Here is a 20,227-nt window from a genome sequence, read left to right as displayed (position 1 = left end):
GTAGGCGGTTCCAGACCGTAGGCTTGGCCGAACGGCCTTGAGTGTGTCGGGGACCGCATACCCCGGCCGGCCAGCGGTCAACCAAACAGTTAATCTCTGTTACACCAGGATTGACCTAAATCCCATTGGACTACCCCTCAGTCGGCTTCGCCGCCAGCTCCCCTGACAAGGGGAGCCAAGAATGGGGGGCCATGTCAATCTTGGTGTAACAGAGCCAACAATTATATAAAAAGACTACTTTCCATCACAGCAGTGATCCAACGTGGCCTTGAGCTTGGCCATCAGGCACTCCGGTGCCACATCCGGCCGCAGATACGCACGCAACGCCGCAATCATCGCCTGCTCACGCGCACTGCAACAGCTGGACGGATCGAAACAGTCCCCGCCGGAGACCGTTGCGTCGGCATCATCAGGCGCGGCGGACACTTCGGTGATATGCACTTCGGTCTGGCTGACCGAACCGTCCGCTCCGGTACGGGTGATGGAGATATGACGAGTCCGCTCGATCTGGTTGTTCATCGGCTCTCCTCCCCCATACGGGCACGCGCGGCTCCCCTGCCGGAAGCCGCCTCATCATTACCATTTCCATTATGGACTCGTTCGGCCGGCCCGCGCCCGTTTTCGCCGGACTTCGCGGATGGTGAACCCACCCGTGAGACCGGTCGAGCGGAATCGTTCGACGCCTTGCCCGAATCCGCGGCCGGCAGGTATCCGCGTTCGCGTGCATAGGACGCCAACTCCCGCTTCAGCTGCGTGCGCGCACGGTTCAACCGACTCATCACCGTGCCGATCTTCACACCCTGCTCGTCCGCCACCTGCTGGTAGGACTTGCCATCGATCGCCGCGTCGATGAACACCTGGCGGCGTTCCGGGGAGAGCTTGGCGAGCGCGGCCATGATCTCCTCGGGGGCGAAGGCGTCCAGATACTCCTCCTCGGCGGATCTCAGGCCGTCGGAGGAATGCTCAGCGGCGTCGTAGATGTCCCAGTCGTCGTATTCGCCGGTCGAATCGTTGGCACGTTGCGGACGACGTTTGGCCTTGGCGTACTGGTTGAAATAGGCGTTGCGTTCGATGGTGGTCATCCACGCCTCGAAGTTGGACCCCTCCTGGAAGGAGTCGAAGGCCTTGAATCCGCGCTCGAAGGTGTCCTGCACCAGATCCTGCGCGTCGTCGGGATTGTTCGTCAGCTTCATCGCCTGACGGTACAGCGCGTTGACCGCGGGCATGGCGAGCCGTTCGAATCGGGCTCGTTTGGCGGCCACGGACTCGCCCGTCGCCGGTTCCGCGGGTCGTGGGGCCCCGACCCCCGCCGCAGATGCCGTTTCCTGCCCCAATCCGCCGGATGCACCGGGCCGTTCGATCGCTTCGCTTGTCGTCACGGTTGCCCATTCTAGCCAGATCATGTGCCCATATCGTGGCCGATGCCGTGTGAATCACGCCACGATACAGCCTCCTTGTAGAATGGCTAATCGGCTAACAACAGGGAGAACGATTTATGGCTTTGACTTTGGCTTCCGCCGCCGCACTGCTCAGGGAACACCATCTGCTGCGCGAGATCATCCAGAACGACGTATGGACCGACGACGCCGCGCGGATTGACGCCGCCGACGACCCGTTCGCGGCGATCACGTACGACACCCGCAAGGTGACGACCGGCACACTTCTGTGCTGCAAGGGCCGTTTCAAGGCCGAATACCTGGAGGGCATCGACGACAAGGGCCTTCAGGCGTACATGGCCGAAACCGATTATTCCTCGGTGACCGACGCCCCGGGCCTCATCGTCACCGACTCGCGCAAGGCGATGAGCCTGCTGTCCGCGGCGTTCTACGGCCGCCCGCAGGACGAGCTGACGGTGATCGGCATCACCGGCACCAAGGGCAAGACCACCACCACCTATTTCACGCAGGCGCTGCTCAACGCGGTGTCCGGCGGCAAGGCGGCGCTGTTCTCCTCCGTGGACAACTGCCTCGACGGCCACACCTACGTGGAATCCGATCTGACCACGCCCGAATCGATGGACGCCTTCCTTATGATGCGCGAGGCCGCTGATAACGGCATGAAGTACCTGGTCATGGAGGTCTCCTCCCAGGCGTACAAGGTGGATCGCGTCTACGGGCTCACCTTCGATGTGGCGGCGTTCCTCAACATCTCCCCCGACCACATCAGTCCCATCGAGCATCCCACGTTCGAGGACTATCTGTACTGCAAGCGCCAGATCGTGGCCAACGCGAAGGCGCTGGTGCTGGGTGCGGACAGCATGCGCGCGGATCTGATCCGCCAGGACGCGGCCCTCGCCGGCATTCCGGTCACCACGTTCGCCCTGCATGACGCGGATGATAAGGGCACCGATGCGAACGTGACCGCCCGCCCCATGGACGTCACGCACTCCACGTTCCGCATCACCGCCGACGGCGCGGATCTGGGCGACTTCCACCTGTCCATCGACGGCGACTTCAACTATCTCAACGCCGCGGCCGCCATCGCCATCGCGCATGCGGCCGGCGTGTCCTTGGAGGACGCCGAACCGCTGCACGCCATCGAACCGGTGCGCATCGCCGGCCGTATGGAGCAGTTCCGCGACCCGCAGTCGAATACGCTGGCGATCGTGGACTACGCCCACAACTTCGCGTCCGTGACCGCGCTGCTCGACTTCGTGTACGAGCGCTGGGGCGCGGAGAACCCGCATATCACGCTGGTCACCGGTTCGGCCGGCAACAAGGCGTACGACCGCCGCAAGGAGATCGTCGAGGCCGCGCAGGATCGCATCGCGAACTTCATCTTCACGGCCGAGGACACGGACACCGAACCGTTCATCGACATCTGCATGGAGATGCAGGGCTACATCACGAACAAGGATGTGGCCTCCACGGTGATCTCCGACCGTCCGACGGCCATCATGAACGCCGTGTACGACGCGCGCGCCCACGCCGACCGCTTCAATATCCTGCTCATCATCGGCAAGGGTGACGAGCGTTGGATCAAGGAACACAACAAGCACGTGCCGTTCGAAGGCGACGACCGCGTGGTCGAGCGCATGTTCGGCCTGTGACGGCCGACGGCGGACGATTCGGCCAATGACATTCGAGCAATCAGGCAAGTAAGAAGGAAAAGGCATACAGATCAATGATCACGTTGGAGAAGGTTGACGGACAGACGCTGGAGACCGAGGCGGCGAAGGCGAACATCGCGCTGCCGATCGAACAGACCAAGGTGTGGTCGGCGTTCCAGGCGGACATCGAGGGACGCACGCCGTGGGGCGACTACCTCATCAAGCGCGACGGCGAGCTCATCGCCGTGATCTCGTTCATCGACTTCGAAACGCACGGCTACCACTACCTGCGTTCGATGCACGGCCCGGCCTGGGCTTCCAAGCCGAGCGAGGCCGAGGAGCGCGAGGTGATCGACGCCATCGTGGCCATGGTCAGGAAGACCGACAAGAAGGTGGCGTTCCTGCGAATCGACACCTGGTACACCGGTGGCACGCACAAGGTGCTGTCCACCGTGCCGTACGATTTCACCGTGGTCATCGACGTGACCGGCGGCGACGATGCGATCATGGGCCGCATGAAGCGCCGCGGACGCCGTGACGTGCGCAAGTCGCTGCGCGAGTGCCCGGCCGAGGTGGCGGACGAGACGCAGCAGGCATTGGCCGATTTCACCGAATACTACGATGTGATGGTCGAGACCGGCAAGCGCGACGGCTTCCGCCCGGCCCCGATGAGCGACTACTCCGACATGATCAAGGCGCTGGGCGCGGATCATTGCCGCGTGTTCGCCGCGCGTATCGAGGGCCGCGTGGTGGCGTGGTCCATCGTGACCGTGAACGGCACGCGCGCCGTGCGCTACTACGCCGGCATGCGCAACGAGGTCATGCGACTGCATGTGACGGACAAGCTGCTGTACTCCGAGTGCTGCATTCTGGGCGCCCAGGGCATCACGGACTACGATCTCATGGGCATCGGATCCGATTTCGCGCCGTCCCTGAAGGGACTCAACGAGTTCAAGACCAAGTTCACCGAAGAGATCACCCCCGTGGCCCCGGCCCGCGACGTGCCGGTCAAGAAGGCCTTCTACTGGGCGTTGCAGACCCTGCAGAGCGTGCGCAAGGCGTTGCGCAAGTAGGGTTTCCACGAGTCTGCATTGACTTCGACGCAATTCGACAAAAAGGGAATCGGCTTTCGGCCGGTTCCCTTTTGCTATTCCCTGAGTTTCTGGCTGATCACCGCGGTCACGCCGTCGGCGCGCATCGTGACGCCGTAAAGCGCGTCGGCGATGGACATCGTGCGCTGCTGATGCGTGATGATGATGAGCTGGGCGTGCTCGCGCAATTCCTCGAGCGCGTTGATCAGGCGTGTCAGGTTCACGTCGTCAAGCGCCGCCTCAACCTCGTCCATCACGTAGAACGGGCTCGGGCGCGCCGTGAAGATCGCGAACAGCAGCGCCAATGCGGTCAGCGAACGTTCGCCGCCGGACAGCAGGCTCAGCTGTTTGACGCGCTTGCCGGCCGGGCTCGCCTCCACGAGCACACCGGTGGTGAGCAGGTCGTTCGGGTTTTCCAGGCGGAGCCGTCCGGTGCCGCCCGGGAACAGTGTGGCGAACACCTGCTCGAAGGCCTTGGCGGTGTCCTCGAACGCGGAGCGGAACACCTCGACCATGGTCGAATCGAGGTCCCGGATCAACGTCATCAGGTCGTCCCGGGACCTGGCCACGTCGTCGCGCTGGTCGTTGAGGTACTTGTTGCGTTCCTGCAGTGCCTCGAATTCCTCGGTGGCTAGCGGGTTGACCTTGCCCAGCGCCGCAAGGTCGCGGCGGGCCTTGTCCAGCCGTCTGCGCTGTTCGGCGCGGTCGTACGGCACGGTCCGGTACCGCGGGACGGTTCCCTGGTCCGAACCAGCGCCGGCCGCGACGGCATTCGGTTCGGCGGATTCCTCTTCGCCATCGTTCAATGGCACGGGTTCGCCGTTGTCGTCCAGCACCGGCACCGGCTGGTCCGGGCCGTAATCACGTACCAGCTCCTCCAGGCCGAGGCCGAGCTCGTCGGCGACCTTCTGGGTGAGCTGGCCGGCTTCGGAGGCCAGTCTCTCGCGGTTGACATCCAGAGCGTGTTCGCGCGCGGTCAGATCGGTGACATCCGGTTCGATGGAATCCCGCTGCGCACGCAAGGTCTTCAGTTCCGCATCATGCCCGGACACTTCCGACTGCAAACGATCGCGTTCCGCGGCCACTAACTCCAGAGAACGGGCGACACGTGCGGCCACCGCACGCGCGTCATCGGCCACGCCCTGCAGACGTGCGGCTTCGGCGCGACGCCGTTCGTTAGCCGCCTCGAGGCGGGCGCGCCTTGCGGACGCCTCCTTGGCGTTGTCCCGAAGCAAGCCGGCCTGCCGTGTCAGTGAATCGGCCTTGCGATTGGCGTCGTTCCAAGCGATTTTCGCCGCGACCTCACGTTCGCGGGTTCGGTTCAGCTCCTGTTCCAGCGAACGTTCGCGTTCGTCCAGCGTGTCGAAGTCGGCATGGTCCGCGGCGGACGTCTGCGTGGCCTCCAAGGCCTGATCAAGGTCAGCGAGTTTGAGCCGGTGCGAATCCCGGTCGTCCTCGAGGGAGGCGGCTGCGGCATCCAGCTGCTTGAGTTGCCTGGTGAGGGCGGTCATGCGATCGTTCGCTGCGGCCAATGCCCGTTCGGCCTGCTGCGCCTGAAGACGGGCTTCGGTTCGTTTGGCCGATTCCCGGTCCACACGGCGCGCGGCTTCGTCGCATTCGGCCATGGCCGGCACCACCTGTGCGTCCAGTTCGGCAAGCGAGGCGTTGAGCCTTCTGATCTGTGCCAACGCCTTGTCCCGCCGGGCGGCGAGCAGCAGATCCGACTGTGCGATCGAGGAGCCGCCCATCGCCGCCACACCGTAGACGAACATCTCCCCGTCCGGGGTCACCGCGCGCGTCACCAGGCCGGAAGCAGCCAACCGCTGCGCCTCTTCCGCGGTATCGGCGGCCGCGACATCGGACAGCAGGCGTCGCACCGCGCGCACGACCGCCGCGGCCTGCACGGGATCGGATGCATCGGGATTGGAGTCGATCATGGCGGCCAGCGGACGGAAGCCGTCGTCGGACCGGATTCCATCGGAATCACCGTCCCCGTCTCCCCCATCGCCGGCTTCCACGTTCCCGGCACCGGCCGCCGTGATCACCACGGCCTTGCCGAGCCGGTCCTCACGTGCACGGTCCAGCGCACGCAGCATGTCGTCGGCTCCGGGCACCACCATCGCCCCTGCGAACTGGTCGAGCGCATGGGCCACGGCCTCCTCCCAGCCGTCGGTCACATAGATGAAGTCGGTGAGACGACCCAGCACGTCCACGGATTCGTCTCGTTCCAGTGCCCCGGACGCATTGCGACTGCCCAACGTATCCTTCAGCGCATCGGCCTTGGCCTTGAGGGAGATGATGCGGGATTGCACGTCGCGTTGGCGGTCGGTGAGCGCGTTCAGCGCGTCCCGGCATTCGGCCAGCCTCGTGCGAGCGTCGTCCAGCGCGGCACCGTCATCATCGCCCCGCGATTCGGCTCCGGCCCGCAACGATTCCAGTTGTTCGCGCGCCTCGTCACGCTGGCGGACCAGCGTTTCGCGCTGTCCGGCATGGTCCTTCAGACGGCTTTCCGCCAGTTCGACGGCCGATTCCTCACGTGCGATGAGCTCGCGCAGCCGGGCGGTCTGCTGGTCCTGCTGCCGGACGGTCCTGCGCAGTTCGGTCAGGGTCTGGCGCACGGCGGCCAGCCGCTTCTCGTTGCCGGCGCGTTCCTCGGTGGCCTTATCGAACGCGAGACGCGCGTCGGACACGGCCTTGGCTTGACTTTCGGCCTGAGTGTCCAGTTCCGCGGCCCGCGAGAGCAGCAGATCCGGATCCTCGCCGAGATTCGTCGTCATCTGGCCGGCAAGCGACCTGCCGCGCTCCTCGGCAAGTTGTGCCAACGATCGCAATCGCTCCTGTATCCGGGCGAGATCATGCCACTGCTGGTTGGCTTGGGCGATGGCCGGACTGGATGCGGAATTGACGGACTCCACCTGTTCGATGCGGACCTTGACGCGGGCCAATTCCCGCTGGGCGGAGGCCAGTCGCGTACGGACGTCGGTCAGTTCGGCGCGGACCTTCTCGCGCTGTTGCATCGAATGCCGGGCGTCCTCGGCATAGAGGCGGGCCTGGGCGTCGCGGACGATCACCTGAATCGCGTCCGCCCTGCGGGAGATGCGGGCCTGCCTGCCCAGGGGACCCATCTGACGGCGGATCTCCCCCAACAGATCGTCCAAACGGTTCAGGTTCGATTCGGTGTTGGCCAGTTTGCGCAGCGCGCGTTCCTTGCGCTTGCGATGCTTGAGAATACCGGCGGCCTCCTCGATGAACGCGCGGTGGCCGGACGGGTCGGCCCTGAGAATGGCATCCAGCCTGCCCTGACCCACGATGACGTGCATCTGCTGGCCGAGACCCGTGTCACTGAGCAGCTCCTGGATGTCCAGCAGACGGCAGGGGCTGCCGTTGATGGCGTATTCCGAGCCGCCGTTGCGGAAGATGGTGCGGGATATGGTGACTTCGGTGTAGTCGATGTCGAGCGCATGGTCGGCGTTGTCGATGGTCAGGCTCACCTGCGCGCGGCCGAGCGGCGGTCGGGAGGACGTGCCGGCGAAGATCACGTCCTCCATCGACGAACCGCGCAGGTTCCTGGCACCCTGTTCACCCATCACCCAGGTCAGGGCGTCGACGATGTTCGATTTGCCTGAACCGTTAGGGCCCACCACCGCCGTGATGCCCGGCTCGAAGCGCAGGGTGGTGGCGGAGGCGAAGGATTTGAAGCCTCTGAGGGTGAGTTCCTTGAGATACATGGGGTGTCTGGCCGTTCATTACCGTGATGGTTGCCGTTTCCATGCAGGCGAAAGCGGCAGTCGTGCGGATTGTATGCGGGGTTGGGCAGGCGTTTTGGCCGGTTATGCGGCTTTGGAAGAGTCGTCGTCGGACGAGGCATCGTCCGCGCTGGCGTCTCGATGCTCCTGCTTGCCGAGGCCGAGCACGTCGAACACGTCGAAGTCGTCGGGGCCGATCTTGTCGTCGTCCTCCTGCTCGGCGTCCGCATCGGTGCCCTCCTGGGTGCCGTCGTCCGGTTCGACCACGGGCTGGTGGATGCTCATGGCCTGGGCCATGGTGGGGCTGGCATGTTCGGCGAGCATGGTGCGCGCGTCGCCGGCGGTCACGAAGCTGCCGCAGATGAGCACGCCGTGACCGTAGCCCACGCCAAGTTCGTCTTCGGCGTCGACCATGTTGACGGCGGTCTGGATGGCGTCCGGCAGGTTCGCCTCCTTGACCACACGGTCGCGGCCGAACACCTCCACGGCGATCTTCTCCAGCTCGTCGGCCGGCATCACGCGGTCGCGCCAGGAGTTCTCGGTCACCACCACGGAGCTCAGGATCGGCTCCAGCACGCCAAGGTATTCCTCGACCTGCTTGTCGCGCATCATGGCCACCACGCCGACCAGCTGCTTGAAGTCGTAGCTTTCCTCGATGGCCTTGCGCAGCGCCTCGGCGGCGTTCACGTTGTGTCCACCGTCCAGGATGATGGTGGGCGAAGTGCGGATCTGCTCGATGCGTCCGGGGATGCGGACCGAGCTCAACGCCTCGGCCACCAGATCACCGTCCAGCGGACCGTTGACCGGGATCACCACTTCGGCGGCGGCGAGCGCGGCGAGCGCGTTGTGGGCCTGGTGCTCGCCGAACTTGGCAATCGGCACGCCCTCGTAGGTGCCGTTCGGGGTGGTGAGCGTGGCGACCTGTCCGCCGACGGCGGCCATACGGTCGGAGACGGTCATTTCGTAACCGTCACGCACGAGCGTGGCATGGTTGCGGGCGGCGGCCTCCTCGATAATGGGCATTACGGCCTCCTCATGAGGCTGGGGGCCGATGACGGCGGTGCAGCCGGGCTTGATGATGCCGACCTTCTCGCCCGCGATCTTCTCGACCGTGTCGCCCAGCCACTGCATGTGGTCCATGTCCACCGGGCCGATGATGGCGGCGTCGGCATTGAGCACGTTGGTGGCGTCCCAGGCGCCGCCCATGCCGACCTCGACGATGGCCACGTCCACCGGGGCGTCGGCGAACTTCCAGATGGCCATGGCGGTGAGGACCTCGAAGAAGCTCATCTTCGGCTTGCCCTGCTCGGCCATTTTGGCGTCCACGAGGGCCACGAGGTCCTTGGTCTGGTCCCAGATGTCGATGAAGTCGTCGTCGGAGAGCTGCTGGCCGTCGATGCAGATGCGCTCGTTGACCTTCTCCAGGTGCGGCGAGGTGTACAAGCCCGTGCGCATGCCGTAGGCGCGGCAGATGGCCTCGGCCATGCGGGCGGTGGAGCCCTTGCCGTTGGTGCCGGTGATGTGGATCACGCGGAACGACTGCTCCGGGTGCCCCAGCAGATCGAGCATCAGGTTCATGCGGTCCAGGTCGAGGTTAGTGGTGTTGTGCTCCGGCGGACGGCTCATGATGTCCAGCTCGACGTCCCGGATCGTCTCGTTGTTCCTGTTCGGATGCTCGAATGACATGTACTCTGTCTCCCTCCGCGGCCGGCGGTGGTTTCCGCGGGCCTCATACGCTTCATACACAAACTTCCCCCAGTCTAGCCATCGGGGTGCCGAGCCGGCTTTCATGGCATGCATCAGTAGGCTAATTGCGTCGGTACCTCCTGAACGCAGCGGGAAGACCAACAACTGTTCCGTCCGCCTCATTGAGAGTATTGCATGAAGCCATATTGCCGCCATTTGTACCGCAAACTACGCTGAATCAAGCCCCAGCGAAGTTGTGTCGCGGACTGCTGGCAGAACAACTTCAACATCCGCCATCAGCGAAGCCGCGAAGCCAGTTATGTTTTCCCCGACTTCCCTGATTCGCACTCAGCGAAGTCGTGCGGGCACGAGAAGAAATCCCACCATCGGCGACGTACATAATTGCCCGGCAAATCCCGGTCCGCAAATCCCGTCGATTCGCATTCATGGCAGCGGCATCCGCGCAACGAAGCCTACATGCCAGTCGTCTGCACTGTGGCTTCGTACCGGCGATGCGAGCTGACCATGCCATGGCCGCAAACGTCTGTCTGACGCCCCGGCCTCTGCCTCACGCAGTCGAAAACCACGCCACGGGGCGGTCATATCACATAGCAGGACAAACAAACCGCCATGTCGAACATCCGTTCGACATCATGTGCCGCAACGGCCGCACACGGCATCCCATTGTGGATTACCTCGATCACTATCCACCTGTTGCATGACCCCAGCCGATTCGGCATCATCACCGGTTTTCGTCGGGATCAGTCGGCATCGCCCATGAGCTGGAACCACAACCTTCACCCGCCAATCAGTCCCCATGAAGTCTCCAATACCCTGGACGGTATGAAGACACACAAAGCCGTGGCATCCCTCCTGCAACAGGCACGGTCAGAACAACGATGCGCCTATTCCCGCGTTCCCGCCGAGCAGTTGGCGATGCAGCGTCGAGCCAAAACAGGCGAACTCATCCATGTCTATCGGGGTGTACCGAGTCTGTATGCGCCAAGTGGATACTGGAACGATTTGACGCCTCCCGAACGCACCCTGCATATCGCCAAAGCTCTGGGTCTGGCCCATCCGCAATGGGTGTTCGGAGGCCTTGCGGCGGCGAGCGCCTATGGTTTCGAGCACCAATGGTGCCTGCACGATGACTCGGTATCCATCATGACGGCGAATCACGGATCGCGACAACAGCACCATCAGCTGAAGCGCGTCTACATGCCGGATGCGCAATCGACCGCCTTCAAGGACCCGAGCACCGGATTGCTGCTGGCCTCCCCGGCGCACACGGTCATCGAATGCGCACGTGCATATGGTTTTCGCTTCGCATTGCCCATCTTCGATTCGGCGTTCGCCAAAGGACTCACCGTCGAACAGGTAACCACCGCATGCGGTCGGATGCGTGCCGATGTCCTCCCCATCCTCAAACTGCTACGCCACGTCAACCCGAAAAGCGAAAACGGCGGCGAATCATTCGCACGGGGAACGATGATCGAGGAGGGCTTTACCCCGCCGCGTATCCAGGTGCCGGTCAGGGATCCCCAAACCGGTGCCGACTACCGCGTCGATTTCGTATGGCGACTCGATGGCGGGCGCGTGGTGGTCGCCGAATATGACGGCACGCGCAAATATGTGGATCCGGCCATGACCGGCAACCGCGGCATTCAGGAGATGATTGCCAAGGAACGCGAGCGGGATGCCGGATTGCAGCGTGCCGGTGCCGCCGAAGTCGTTCATTTCACTTATGAGGATGCAATGGAACGCACTCCGTTGACGATGAAGCTCCTTCGTGCTGGCATTCCGCAGACCGTCAATCGAAAAGGGCGATCTGACGAAGGCGAGACATCACATCCCGTTTCATAGCGAGCACCGCGCCGATGCCGCGACCAGTGCCGATTACTGTGGAGGATGTCGGACAATCAGCGTATCCGGGGAGGCGCATATGCCATTGACGTTGGTGCGGCGGGATATCACCACGATGGAAGTGGATGCCATCGTGAACGCGGCGAATACACGGCTGCTCATGGGAGGCGGCGTGTGCGGGGCGATTTTCCGGGTCGCCGGCGCCCGTCGTATGCAGGAGGCCTGCGACCGGCTCTCCCCGATCCGTACCGGTCAGGCCGTGGCCACGCCCGGCTTCGATCTGCCGGCCCGGTATGTGATTCACACCGCGGGCCCCGTCTGGCAGGGCGGCACGCACGGCGAGGAGATGCTGCTGCGCGCCTGCTACCGCAACTCACTGGAACTCGCATGTTCCCTCGGTTGCGCCAGCATCGCGTTCCCGCTCATCTCCGCCGGTATCTACGGCTATCCGAAAGCCGAGGCCCAGGCCGTGGCGATGGACGAGATCAACCGCTCCCTCGATGGCAACGATGCTTCCGCATACGGCGTGGTCGATGCCGAAAATGCCGATGCCACGAATCCCACGAAAAAGGACGCTGCCATCCATGGCGCAACCACCAATGGCCTTCCGCCTCATACGACTCTTGCGGTATATCTCACCATATTCGGCTAAGTCCCTCGGTTTTGCGACGCCTGGACCGTCACTGTCTCCGTTGCCGCACCGAGACAAAGCCATCCATCGTCACGGCCCGTCATGCGAACGGTATGCACCTCCCGTCTGACGGACTACTATGAGAGCGGTAACATTTCGGATTCTTCGCAAGGAGTGTCAATGGGTGAGGTCATCACCGAGAAGGACAAGGAATACGAGGCCGAGGAGCAAGCGAGCGCCCCGGGCAGCGATCAGGCCATGAGCGACCGCGTGAACAACCGTTCGCTGCGTCCGAGGTCGGAGGCTTTCAAGGAGTTCATGAAGTCCGGCTGGGCGGATGACGAGCCCGCCATCGCACCGCTGGAATCCTCCAAGTTCACGCCCGCCCGCATCGCCGCGCTGGGCAAGGCCTTCCCCGGTGAGCGTCTCGTGATTCCGGCCGGCCAGCCGAAGGTGCGCAACAACGATTGCGATTACATGTTCCGCCCGGACACCGCCTTCGCCTATTACACCGGTCTCGGTGTGGACTATGAGGCCGGTGCCGTGCTGGTGCTCAACCCCGTCGATCCGGACTCCCCCGAAGCCAAGGCCGGTCAGACCCACACGCCTGAACTGTTCGTGGCCCCGCGTGCCGATAACTCCACCACGGACTTCTTCATGAACCCGCATTACGGCGAGTACTGGGTTGGCCCGCGCGCCGGTCTCAAGGAAATGACCGCCATGACGGGCATCGAAACGCACGATATCGCGCAGCTGGCCGATGCCCTGTCCAAGGATGTCGGTTCCGAGGCCGGCGCCATCCGCGTGCGTGTGATGCGCGAAACCGATCCGCAGGTCACCTCCCTGGTCGAATCGATTCGAGAGGCGAACGGTGCGACCGATCCCGACAAGAACTCCGCCGCGGATGACAAGCTGCACGAGTTCACGTCCGAGGCCCGCATGGTCAAGGATGCCTATGAGATCGGCGAAATGCGCAAGGCCGTGGACGCCACCAAGCATGGTTTCGACCGACTGCTCTCCGCTCTGCCCACCGCTTTGGACAAGCCGCGTTCCGAGCGTATTCTCGAGGGCGCGTTCAACGCGGTCTCCCGCGAACTGGGCAACGCCGTCGGATACGACTCCATCGTGGCCTCCGGCCCGCACGCCCCCATCCTGCACTGGATGCGCAACACCGGCGTAGTGAAGACCGGCGATATGCTGCTCGTGGACGCCGGCGTGGAGGTCGATTCCCTCTACACGGCGGACATCACCCGAACCTTCCCGACCAACGGCAAGTTCACCGAACTGCAGAAGCGCCTGTACCAGGCCGTGCTGGACTCTCAGCAGGCCGGTTTCGAGGCCGCCAAGCCGGGCGCCACGTATTCCGACATCCACCATGCCTGCATGCGTGTGATCGCCGAGCGTCTGCATGACTGGGGCCTGCTGCCGGTGAGCGTCGAGGAGTCCCTCTCCCCCGAAGGCCAGCAGCATCGTCGTTGGCTGGCCTGTGGCGTGGCCCATCATCTGGGTCTGGACGTGCACGATTGCGCGCAGGCCCGTTTCGAGGCGTATCAGGGTGCGCCGATTCGTCCGGGCATGATCTTCACCATCGAACCGGGCCTCTACTTCCGCGAGGACGATCTGCTCATCCCTCCGGAATACCGCGGCATTGGCATCCGCATCGAGGACGACGTGCTCATGACCGAGAACGGCCCCGAATGGATCTCCGCCGGCATCCCGAAGCAGATCGATGAGGTCGAACAGTGGATGGCCGACCGCGCCGCCGCCAATAAGTAATCATCCTCGGGCTCCCCTTAGCGAGGGGAGCCTTTTTATATGCAGAAAGGCGAATAGCATGCCAACTCCGGAATTCGTACTCGAATTACGTAAGAAGATCGGCCACGATCTGTTGTGGCTCAACGGCGTGACCGGTTGCGTGCTCAACGACCGTGGCCAGCTGCTGCTGGGCCGCCGGTCGGACACCGGCGAATGGGCGATGGTCTATGGCATCAACGAGCCGGGCGAGCAGCCCGCGGACACGGTGGTGCGTGAAATCAAGGAGGAGACGGGCGTGGATGCCATCGTCACCGATCTGGTGGCCGTCACCTCCTCCGATAGGGTGATCACCTACGCAAACGGCGACAACACGATGTACATGGACCATTCGTTCCTGTGCGCCCTGAAGCCGGGCGGCAATGCCGAACCGTTCGTGGGTGACGAGGAAAGCCTCAACGTGGGTTGGTTCGATCTGGACGCACTCCCCCAGCCGCTGGCCGCGAGCACCGTGGAGCGACTGGAGCTGTTCCGCCGGTACATCGAGAACAAGAAGCATGGCGACGCGCATGCGTTCTTCCGGTTCGATGGGAAGCAGTACTGAAACAAAAAGAAACGGCTCTGTTAAACCAAGATTGACATGAATTCGATTGGACTACCCCTCAGTCGGCTTCGCCGCCAGCTCCCCTGACAAGGGGAGCCTAGAATAAGGGGCATGTCAATCTTGGTTTAACAGAGCCAAAATAAAAATCGCTATGCCGATTCAAACAGTATAGCGATTTTTCTTGTCTTCCCCTTGTCAGGACATTGCCGTGCAGCAAACGGCAGAGCCGTTTGTAGGCAATGTGCGAAGCGACAGCCGAGCCAACAGGCTGCGAACAGAGTTCGTCGTTGATTGCAGGATGAACTGTCGGCAAAGCTGCCTGAGGGGCAGTCAGACTCATTCACTATCCTGCCTGACTACCCCTCAGTCTCACTCCGTTCGACAGCTCCCCTGACAAGGGGAGCCAAGAAAACGCCTAGGCCTCGGCGGCGAGCAGCTCGTGCAGCTGAGCACGGTGGATCTGCTGTTCGCGCGGGTCCGGCACTGGCAGAGAGGCCAGCAGCTTCTTGGTGTACGGATCCTCCGGGCGCTGCATGATCTGGTCGGCGTCGCCGTGTTCGACGATGCGGCCCTTGTGCATCACCATGATGCGGTCGGCGAGCATGTCCACCACCGCAAGGTCGTGGGTGATGAACAGGCATGCGAAGCCGATCTCCACCTGCAACCGCTTGAACAGCTCCAGCACCTTGGCCTGCACGGACACATCCAGGGCCGATGTCGGCTCGTCGGCGATGAGCAGAGAGGGCTTCAGCGCGAGTCCGCGCGCCAGGGAGGCGCGCTGGCGCTGGCCGCCGGACAGCTCGTGCGGGAAGCGGTTCATGTAGGCGCGCGGCAGCTGGACCATTTCCAGCAGATCGCCCACGTAATCCTTGGCCTCGGCCACGGAACCGTACTTGCGGTGCACGATCAGCGGCTCGGCCACGTTCTCCGCGATGGTCATGAGCGGGTTGAACGAGGATCCCGGATCTTGGAATACGAAGCCGATGTCCGCGCGCTTGGGCTTGAAATCACGCTCCTTGACGCCGTTCATCTCGATGCCGAGCACGTTAAGCGAGCCGCCGGACACCTTCTGCAGGCCCGCGATGGCGCGGCCGGTGGTGGACTTGCCGGAACCGGACTCGCCCACGAGTCCCAGCACCTCGGAACGGTGGATGGTGAAGTCGATGCCGTCCACGGCCTTGAAGTCGGGCTGCATGAGGTGACCGGGGTACGTGATGGTCAGTCCCTTGGCCTCCACGGCCACGGGCTGCTCACGCCAGTCGGTCTTGCGCTCGATGGGCCTGCCCTCGCGGTCACGCACCACAAGCTTCTGGCCGATGCGCGGCACGGCGCCCAGCAGTCGCTTGGTGTAGTCGTCCTGGGGATGGTAGAAGACCTGCTCCACGGTGCCCTGCTCGACCACATGGCCGCGGTACATGACCACGACCTGGTCGGCGATATCCGCGATCACGCCCATATTGTGGGTGATGATGAGCACGGAGGCGTCGAACTCGTCACGGGCGAGACGCAACAGGTCGAGGATCTCGGCCTGCACGGTCACGTCCAACGCGGTGGTCGGCTCGTCGGCGAGAATCAGTCCGGGGTTGAGCACCAGCGCCATGGCGATGACGATGCGCTGCTTCTGGCCGCCGGAGAACTGGTGCGGATAGTAGTCCACGCGCGTTTCGGCGTCCGGGATGCCGACCTTCTCCAGGATGTCGATGGCCTTGGCACGCAGGGCCTTCTTGTCCTTCAGGCCGTGGGCGCGCAGGCCCTCCTCGATCTGCCAGCCAATCGTATAGACCGGGTTCAGCACCGAGTTCGGCTCCTGGAACACCATGGCGGCCTCGGAGCCGCGCACCTGGCGCAGCTGCTCGCCGGAAAGCGAGAGCACGTCCAGCGAATCGGTGCCGTCGCGCTTGGAGAGGTAGACGGCGCCCGAGGTGGTGGCGGTTTCGGGCAGTAGCTTGATAATGGAGCGTGCGGTCACGGATTTGCCGGAGCCGGACTCGCCCACCACGCCGACCACGGTCTTGCGAGGAATAGTGAAGTTCACGTCCTCGACGGCCTTGATGGAGCCGGCGTCGGTCATGAAGGAAACGGACAGGTCCTTGATTTCGGCGAGGTTCTTGTTCTCGTTGGTGTTCTCGGTCATCTTCACTCCTTGCCTTCGCCGTTCGCGGCCGTCCTATCCTCGCCGGTCCATTCGGAGGCCACGATGGCCGGATCATGGTCCGTGACGGTGGCGGGCGGGTTCAGGGTCGAATCGAGTTCGGCGATCACCTCGTTGCGGGCGGACGGCTTCTCGTTCGGATCCACGGAAGTGTCCTCGATGGAGCCGACCACCTCGCCCGCGGACTTGCGTGCGCGCAGACGCGGGTCGGCGAGGTCGTTGAGCGATTCGCCCACGAGCGTGATGCCGAGCACGATGAGCACGATGGCGAGGCCCGGGAACACGGCGGTCCACCAGATGCCGGCGGTCACGTCCGCGACCGAACGGTTCAGGTCGTAACCCCATTCGGAGGCTGCGGTCGGCTCGATGCCGAAGCCCAGGAAGCCCAGTCCGGCGAGCGTCAAGATGGCCTCGGAGGAGTTGAGCGTCAGGATCACCGGCAGGGTGCGGGTGGAGTTCTTGAGCAGGTGCTTGGTCATGATGCGCCATGTGGAGGCGCCCACCACCTTGGCGGACTCGACGTACGCCGAGTTCTTGATGCGCACCACTTCGGCGCGGATGGTGCGGAAGTACTGCGGGATGTAGACCACGGTGATGGAGATGCCGGAGGCCAGGATGCCGCTCCACAGGCCGGACTGGCCGCCGGAGATCATGATGGCCATGAGGATGGCGAGCAGCAGCGAGGGGAACGAGTAGATGGCGTCGGCGATCACCACGAGCACGCGGTCCACCCAGCCGCCGAAGTAGCCGGAGACCAGACCTAGCAGCACGCCGGCGAAGATGGAGAGGACCACGGCGATCACGATGGCGATGATGGCGGTGCGGGCGCCCCAGATGGTACGGCTGAACACGTCATAGCCGCCCACGGTGGTGCCCCAGATGTGTTCGGCGCTGGGGGCCGACTGGGTCGGGAAGGACGCGCCGGAGGCGTCCTTCATCTGCGAGTATCCGTACGGCGCGATGAGCGGGGCGAACAGGGCGAGCAGGATGAAGAACACGGTGATCACCAGACCGGTGACGAGCATGCCCTTCTGCCAGCCGACCGCGATCTTCAGGTCGCGCACGATGGCGATCTTCTCCCACCACGGGGTGGGCTTGTTGACGTTGAGGTTGTTCAGGCGCTCGTCGCCGGGCACGCCGACTTTGGTTGCGGTGCTTTCGGTCATGTCAGTACCTCACTCTCGGGTCGATCAGGGCGCTGATCACGTCCACGATGAAGTTCACCACGGCCACGATGATGGCAATGAGAATCACGATGCCCTGCACGGCCACGAAGTCGCGGGCCTTCAAGTAGTTGGACAGCATGAAGCCCAGGCCCTTCCATTCGAACGTGGTTTCGGTGAGCACCGCGCCGGCCAGCATCATGGCGATCTGCATGCCCATCACGGTGATGATCGGGATGAGGGCCGGACGCCAGGCGTGCTTGTCGAGCAGGCGCTTCTCGGAGACGCCGCGGGAGCGGGCGGCCTCCACATAGCCGGAGGTGTAGGTGGAGATCACGTTGGTGCGCACGAGGCGGATGAACACGCCCGCGGTCAGCAGGCCCAGTGCGAGGGCCGGCAGCACGGCGTGGCGCAGCACGTCCGCGAGCACGGTCATGTCGCCGAGCTGCAGGGCGTCGATGATGTAGAAGCCGGTGGGCGAGACGAGTCGCTGGAATTGCATCTCACTGGACAGGTCGGAGCGGCCGGACGGCGGCAGGATGTTGAGCCAGACGGCGAAGATGAGCTTCAGCACGAGGCCGAGGAAGAACACCGGGGTGGCGTAGCACAGGATGGCGAACACGCGGATGCCGGCGTCGGCGGCGCGGTCGCGGTACTTGGCGGCCAGACGGCCCAGGCCGATGCCCACGATGAGCGCGACGATCAGGCTCAGGAAGGCGAGCTCGAACGTGGCCGCGCCGTAGCGGGTGAGGATGGTGACGACCGGCTGGTTGTCGGTGAGCGTGGTGCCCAGATCGCCATGCAGCAGACCGCCGAGGTAGTCGATGTACTGCACGATGAGCGGCCGGTCATAACCGGCGGCATGGATGCGGCGCTGCAGCTCATCCGGGGTGAGGCGCCCGCCCATGGCGGCGGAGATGGGGTCGCCGGTGGCGCGCATCACGAAGAATACGATGGTGACGAGAATGAAAACGGTGGGGATGATCAGCAGGAACCTCGTCAGCACGAAGCGGAAGAACCCGCCCGACAGGTGGTTCTTCTTCGGCTTGCTTGTCGCCGATGAGGTTGCGGAGGCCGCTGTGGCGTTGTCTGACACGCGATGCTCCTTTGTTTCTAATTACGGGTCTTGAGACGGATTGGCTCCCCTCCTTGTTTCGGAGGGGAGCCAATCATTGCCGGGTGAACGTTACTTGGTCACCGAGGCGTAGCGGAAGCGGAACGACGCATCGAGCGTGACGCCCTTGACGTTCGCGCCGGTCACGGCCACCTGGGCACCCTGCAGCAGCGGGATCGTGGAGAGGTCCTCGGTCTCGAGCTTCTGGATCTGCTTGAGGATGTCCTCACGGGCGGTGGCGTCCTTCTCGCCGGCCTGCTTGACGATGAGGTCGTTGACCTCCTTGTTGGCATAGCCGTTGTTGACGAAGTTGCCGTCACGGAAGAACGGGGACAGGTAGTTGTCCGGGTCGGAGTAGTCCGGGAACCAACCGAGCTGGTAGACCGGGTAGGAACCGTCGGAGTCGTCGGTCACGTTACGTTCCTTGTTGTACTGCGTCCATTCGGTGGACTGCAGATCGACCTTGAACAGGCCGCCCTCCTCGAGCTGGGTCTTGATGGCCGCGTACTCGTCGGCGGAGGAGGAACCGTAGTGGTCGTTGTTGTACTGGAGCTTCAGGTCCACCGGGGTCTTGACGCCGGCGTCCTCGAGCACCTTCTTGGCCTTTTCGGTGCTGGGCTTGCCGTTGCCATCGCCGTAGGCGGACTTCAGCGTGTCCTCATGGCCGGTCAGGCCGTCCGGGATGAAGGAGTACATCGGGGTGTAGGTGCCCTTGTAGACCTTGGTGCTCAGCTCCTCGCGGTCGATGAGGTTCGCGACGGCCTGGCGCACGGCCTTGGCCTTGGCGGCGTCGGCGTCCGGCTGGGATTCGCCGTAGGGCTGGATCTTGAAGTTGAAGGCGAGGAAGCGCTCCTCACCGCCCGGTCCCTTGACGACCTTGACCTTGGAGTCCTTGGACAGGTCCTCGATGTCGGTCGGGCTCAGGGAGCGGTAGGCCACGTCCACCTGGCCCTGCTGCACGGCGAGCTTGAGGTTGGATGCGTCGGCGAAGTACTTGACCTGCACGGCGGTGTTCTTGGCCGGGGTCAGGCCCTTGTAGGAGTCGTTCTTCGCGTAGGCGGCGGACTCGTTGAGCTTGAACGCGGTGAGCTTGTACGGGCCGGCGAAAGCGTTCTTGGAGACGATGGTGTCGGCGTCGGTGAGCTTGTCGGCCGAGAAGGAGTCCTCGTCCACGATCGGGCCGGCCGGGCTGGAGAGCACCTGCTTCAGGGTCACGTCGAAGGGCACGGAGTCCTTGAAGACCACGGTGGTGTCGTCCTTGGCGGTCACGGACTCGATGTTGGCCAGCAGCGAGCTCGGGCCGGTCGGGTCGTTGATCTTCTTGATGCGGTCGAAGGAGAACTTGACGTCGGCTGCGGGCAGGTCATTGCCGTTGG

The 20,227-nt window shown here is 63.7% G+C and carries 14 protein-coding genes; 6 read left to right on the top strand and 8 right to left on the bottom strand.

Annotated elements, in window-relative coordinates; genetic code table 11:
- Positions 1-234: 234 nt before the first annotated feature.
- Together DF196_RS12460 and DF196_RS12455 are read right to left on the bottom strand one after the other, a co-directional pair.
- Positions 235-519: a hypothetical protein gene (locus DF196_RS12460; protein WP_109058127.1), complete on the bottom strand. Its 285-nt coding sequence runs from the start codon at positions 517-519 to the stop codon at positions 235-237.
- The gene (locus DF196_RS12455; protein ID WP_241519718.1) at positions 516-1,226 is read right to left on the bottom strand and encodes a sigma-70 family RNA polymerase sigma factor; all 711 of its coding nucleotides are present in this window, start codon (positions 1,224-1,226) and stop codon (positions 516-518) included. The genes DF196_RS12460 and DF196_RS12455 overlap by 4 nt, the downstream gene beginning before the upstream one ends.
- Positions 1,227-1,495: 269 nt before the next feature.
- Here DF196_RS12455 and DF196_RS12450 point away from each other — a divergent pair, with 269 nt between their 5' ends.
- Together DF196_RS12450 and DF196_RS12445 are read left to right on the top strand one after the other, a co-directional pair.
- Complete coding sequence (locus DF196_RS12450; protein WP_109058125.1) at positions 1,496-3,049, top strand: UDP-N-acetylmuramoyl-L-alanyl-D-glutamate--2,6-diaminopimelate ligase; 1,554 nt, start codon at positions 1,496-1,498, stop codon at positions 3,047-3,049.
- A 74-nt stretch (positions 3,050-3,123) separates the two neighbouring features.
- Positions 3,124-4,122, top strand: coding sequence for a lipid II:glycine glycyltransferase FemX (locus DF196_RS12445; protein WP_109058124.1), 999 nt, complete (start codon positions 3,124-3,126; stop codon positions 4,120-4,122).
- Positions 4,123-4,196: 74 nt separating this feature from the next.
- Here DF196_RS12445 and smc read toward each other — a convergent pair whose 3' ends face one another.
- Both smc and DF196_RS12435 read right to left on the bottom strand, forming a co-directional pair.
- On the bottom strand, positions 4,197-7,868 hold the full coding sequence (gene smc / locus DF196_RS12440; RefSeq protein ID WP_109058123.1) for a chromosome segregation protein SMC: 3,672 nt from the start codon (positions 7,866-7,868) through the stop codon (positions 4,197-4,199).
- 102 nt (positions 7,869-7,970) lie between these two features.
- The gene (locus tag DF196_RS12435; protein WP_109058122.1) at positions 7,971-9,572 is read right to left on the bottom strand and encodes a bifunctional folylpolyglutamate synthase/dihydrofolate synthase; all 1,602 of its coding nucleotides are present in this window, start codon (positions 9,570-9,572) and stop codon (positions 7,971-7,973) included.
- Positions 9,573-10,202: 630 nt separating this feature from the next.
- On the opposite strand from DF196_RS12435, the gene DF196_RS12430 reads away from it, so the two are divergent.
- From DF196_RS12430 to DF196_RS12415, 4 genes are all read left to right on the top strand, one after another.
- The gene (locus DF196_RS12430) at positions 10,203-11,435 is read left to right on the top strand and encodes a hypothetical protein (RefSeq protein WP_241519717.1); all 1,233 of its coding nucleotides are present in this window, start codon (positions 10,203-10,205) and stop codon (positions 11,433-11,435) included.
- A gap of 79 nt (positions 11,436-11,514) precedes the next feature.
- Positions 11,515-12,087, top strand: a complete 573-nt coding sequence (locus DF196_RS12425; RefSeq protein WP_109058120.1) for a macro domain-containing protein — start codon at positions 11,515-11,517, stop codon at positions 12,085-12,087.
- Between the two features lie 159 nt (positions 12,088-12,246).
- The gene (locus DF196_RS12420; RefSeq protein ID WP_109058119.1) at positions 12,247-13,842 is read left to right on the top strand and encodes an aminopeptidase P family protein; all 1,596 of its coding nucleotides are present in this window, start codon (positions 12,247-12,249) and stop codon (positions 13,840-13,842) included.
- A gap of 58 nt (positions 13,843-13,900) precedes the next feature.
- A complete protein-coding gene (locus DF196_RS12415) occupies positions 13,901-14,422 on the top strand; it encodes an NUDIX hydrolase (protein WP_109058118.1) in 522 nt (173 codons plus the stop codon).
- Positions 14,423-14,837: 415 nt separating this feature from the next.
- Here the strand turns inward: DF196_RS12415 and DF196_RS12410 are convergent, their stop codons facing one another.
- The 4 genes from DF196_RS12410 to DF196_RS12395 form a co-directional block, all read right to left on the bottom strand.
- Complete coding sequence (locus DF196_RS12410; RefSeq protein ID WP_109058117.1) at positions 14,838-16,556, bottom strand: dipeptide ABC transporter ATP-binding protein; 1,719 nt, start codon at positions 16,554-16,556, stop codon at positions 14,838-14,840.
- Positions 16,557-16,558: 2 nt separating this feature from the next.
- A complete protein-coding gene (locus DF196_RS12405; protein ID WP_109058116.1) occupies positions 16,559-17,740 on the bottom strand; it encodes an ABC transporter permease in 1,182 nt (393 codons plus the stop codon).
- A gap of 1 nt (position 17,741) precedes the next feature.
- Positions 17,742-18,833, bottom strand: coding sequence for an ABC transporter permease (locus DF196_RS12400; protein WP_109058115.1), 1,092 nt, complete (start codon positions 18,831-18,833; stop codon positions 17,742-17,744).
- 90 nt (positions 18,834-18,923) lie between these two features.
- On the bottom strand, positions 18,924-20,227 hold a 1,304-nt coding region (locus DF196_RS12395), incomplete at its 5' end, for an ABC transporter substrate-binding protein (protein WP_109058114.1).

Source organism: Bifidobacterium callitrichidarum (genome assembly GCF_003129905.1).
Taxonomy (GTDB): Bacteria; Actinomycetota; Actinomycetes; order Actinomycetales; family Bifidobacteriaceae; genus Bifidobacterium; species Bifidobacterium callitrichidarum.
This window is presented reverse-complemented; position numbering and strand designations above follow the sequence as displayed.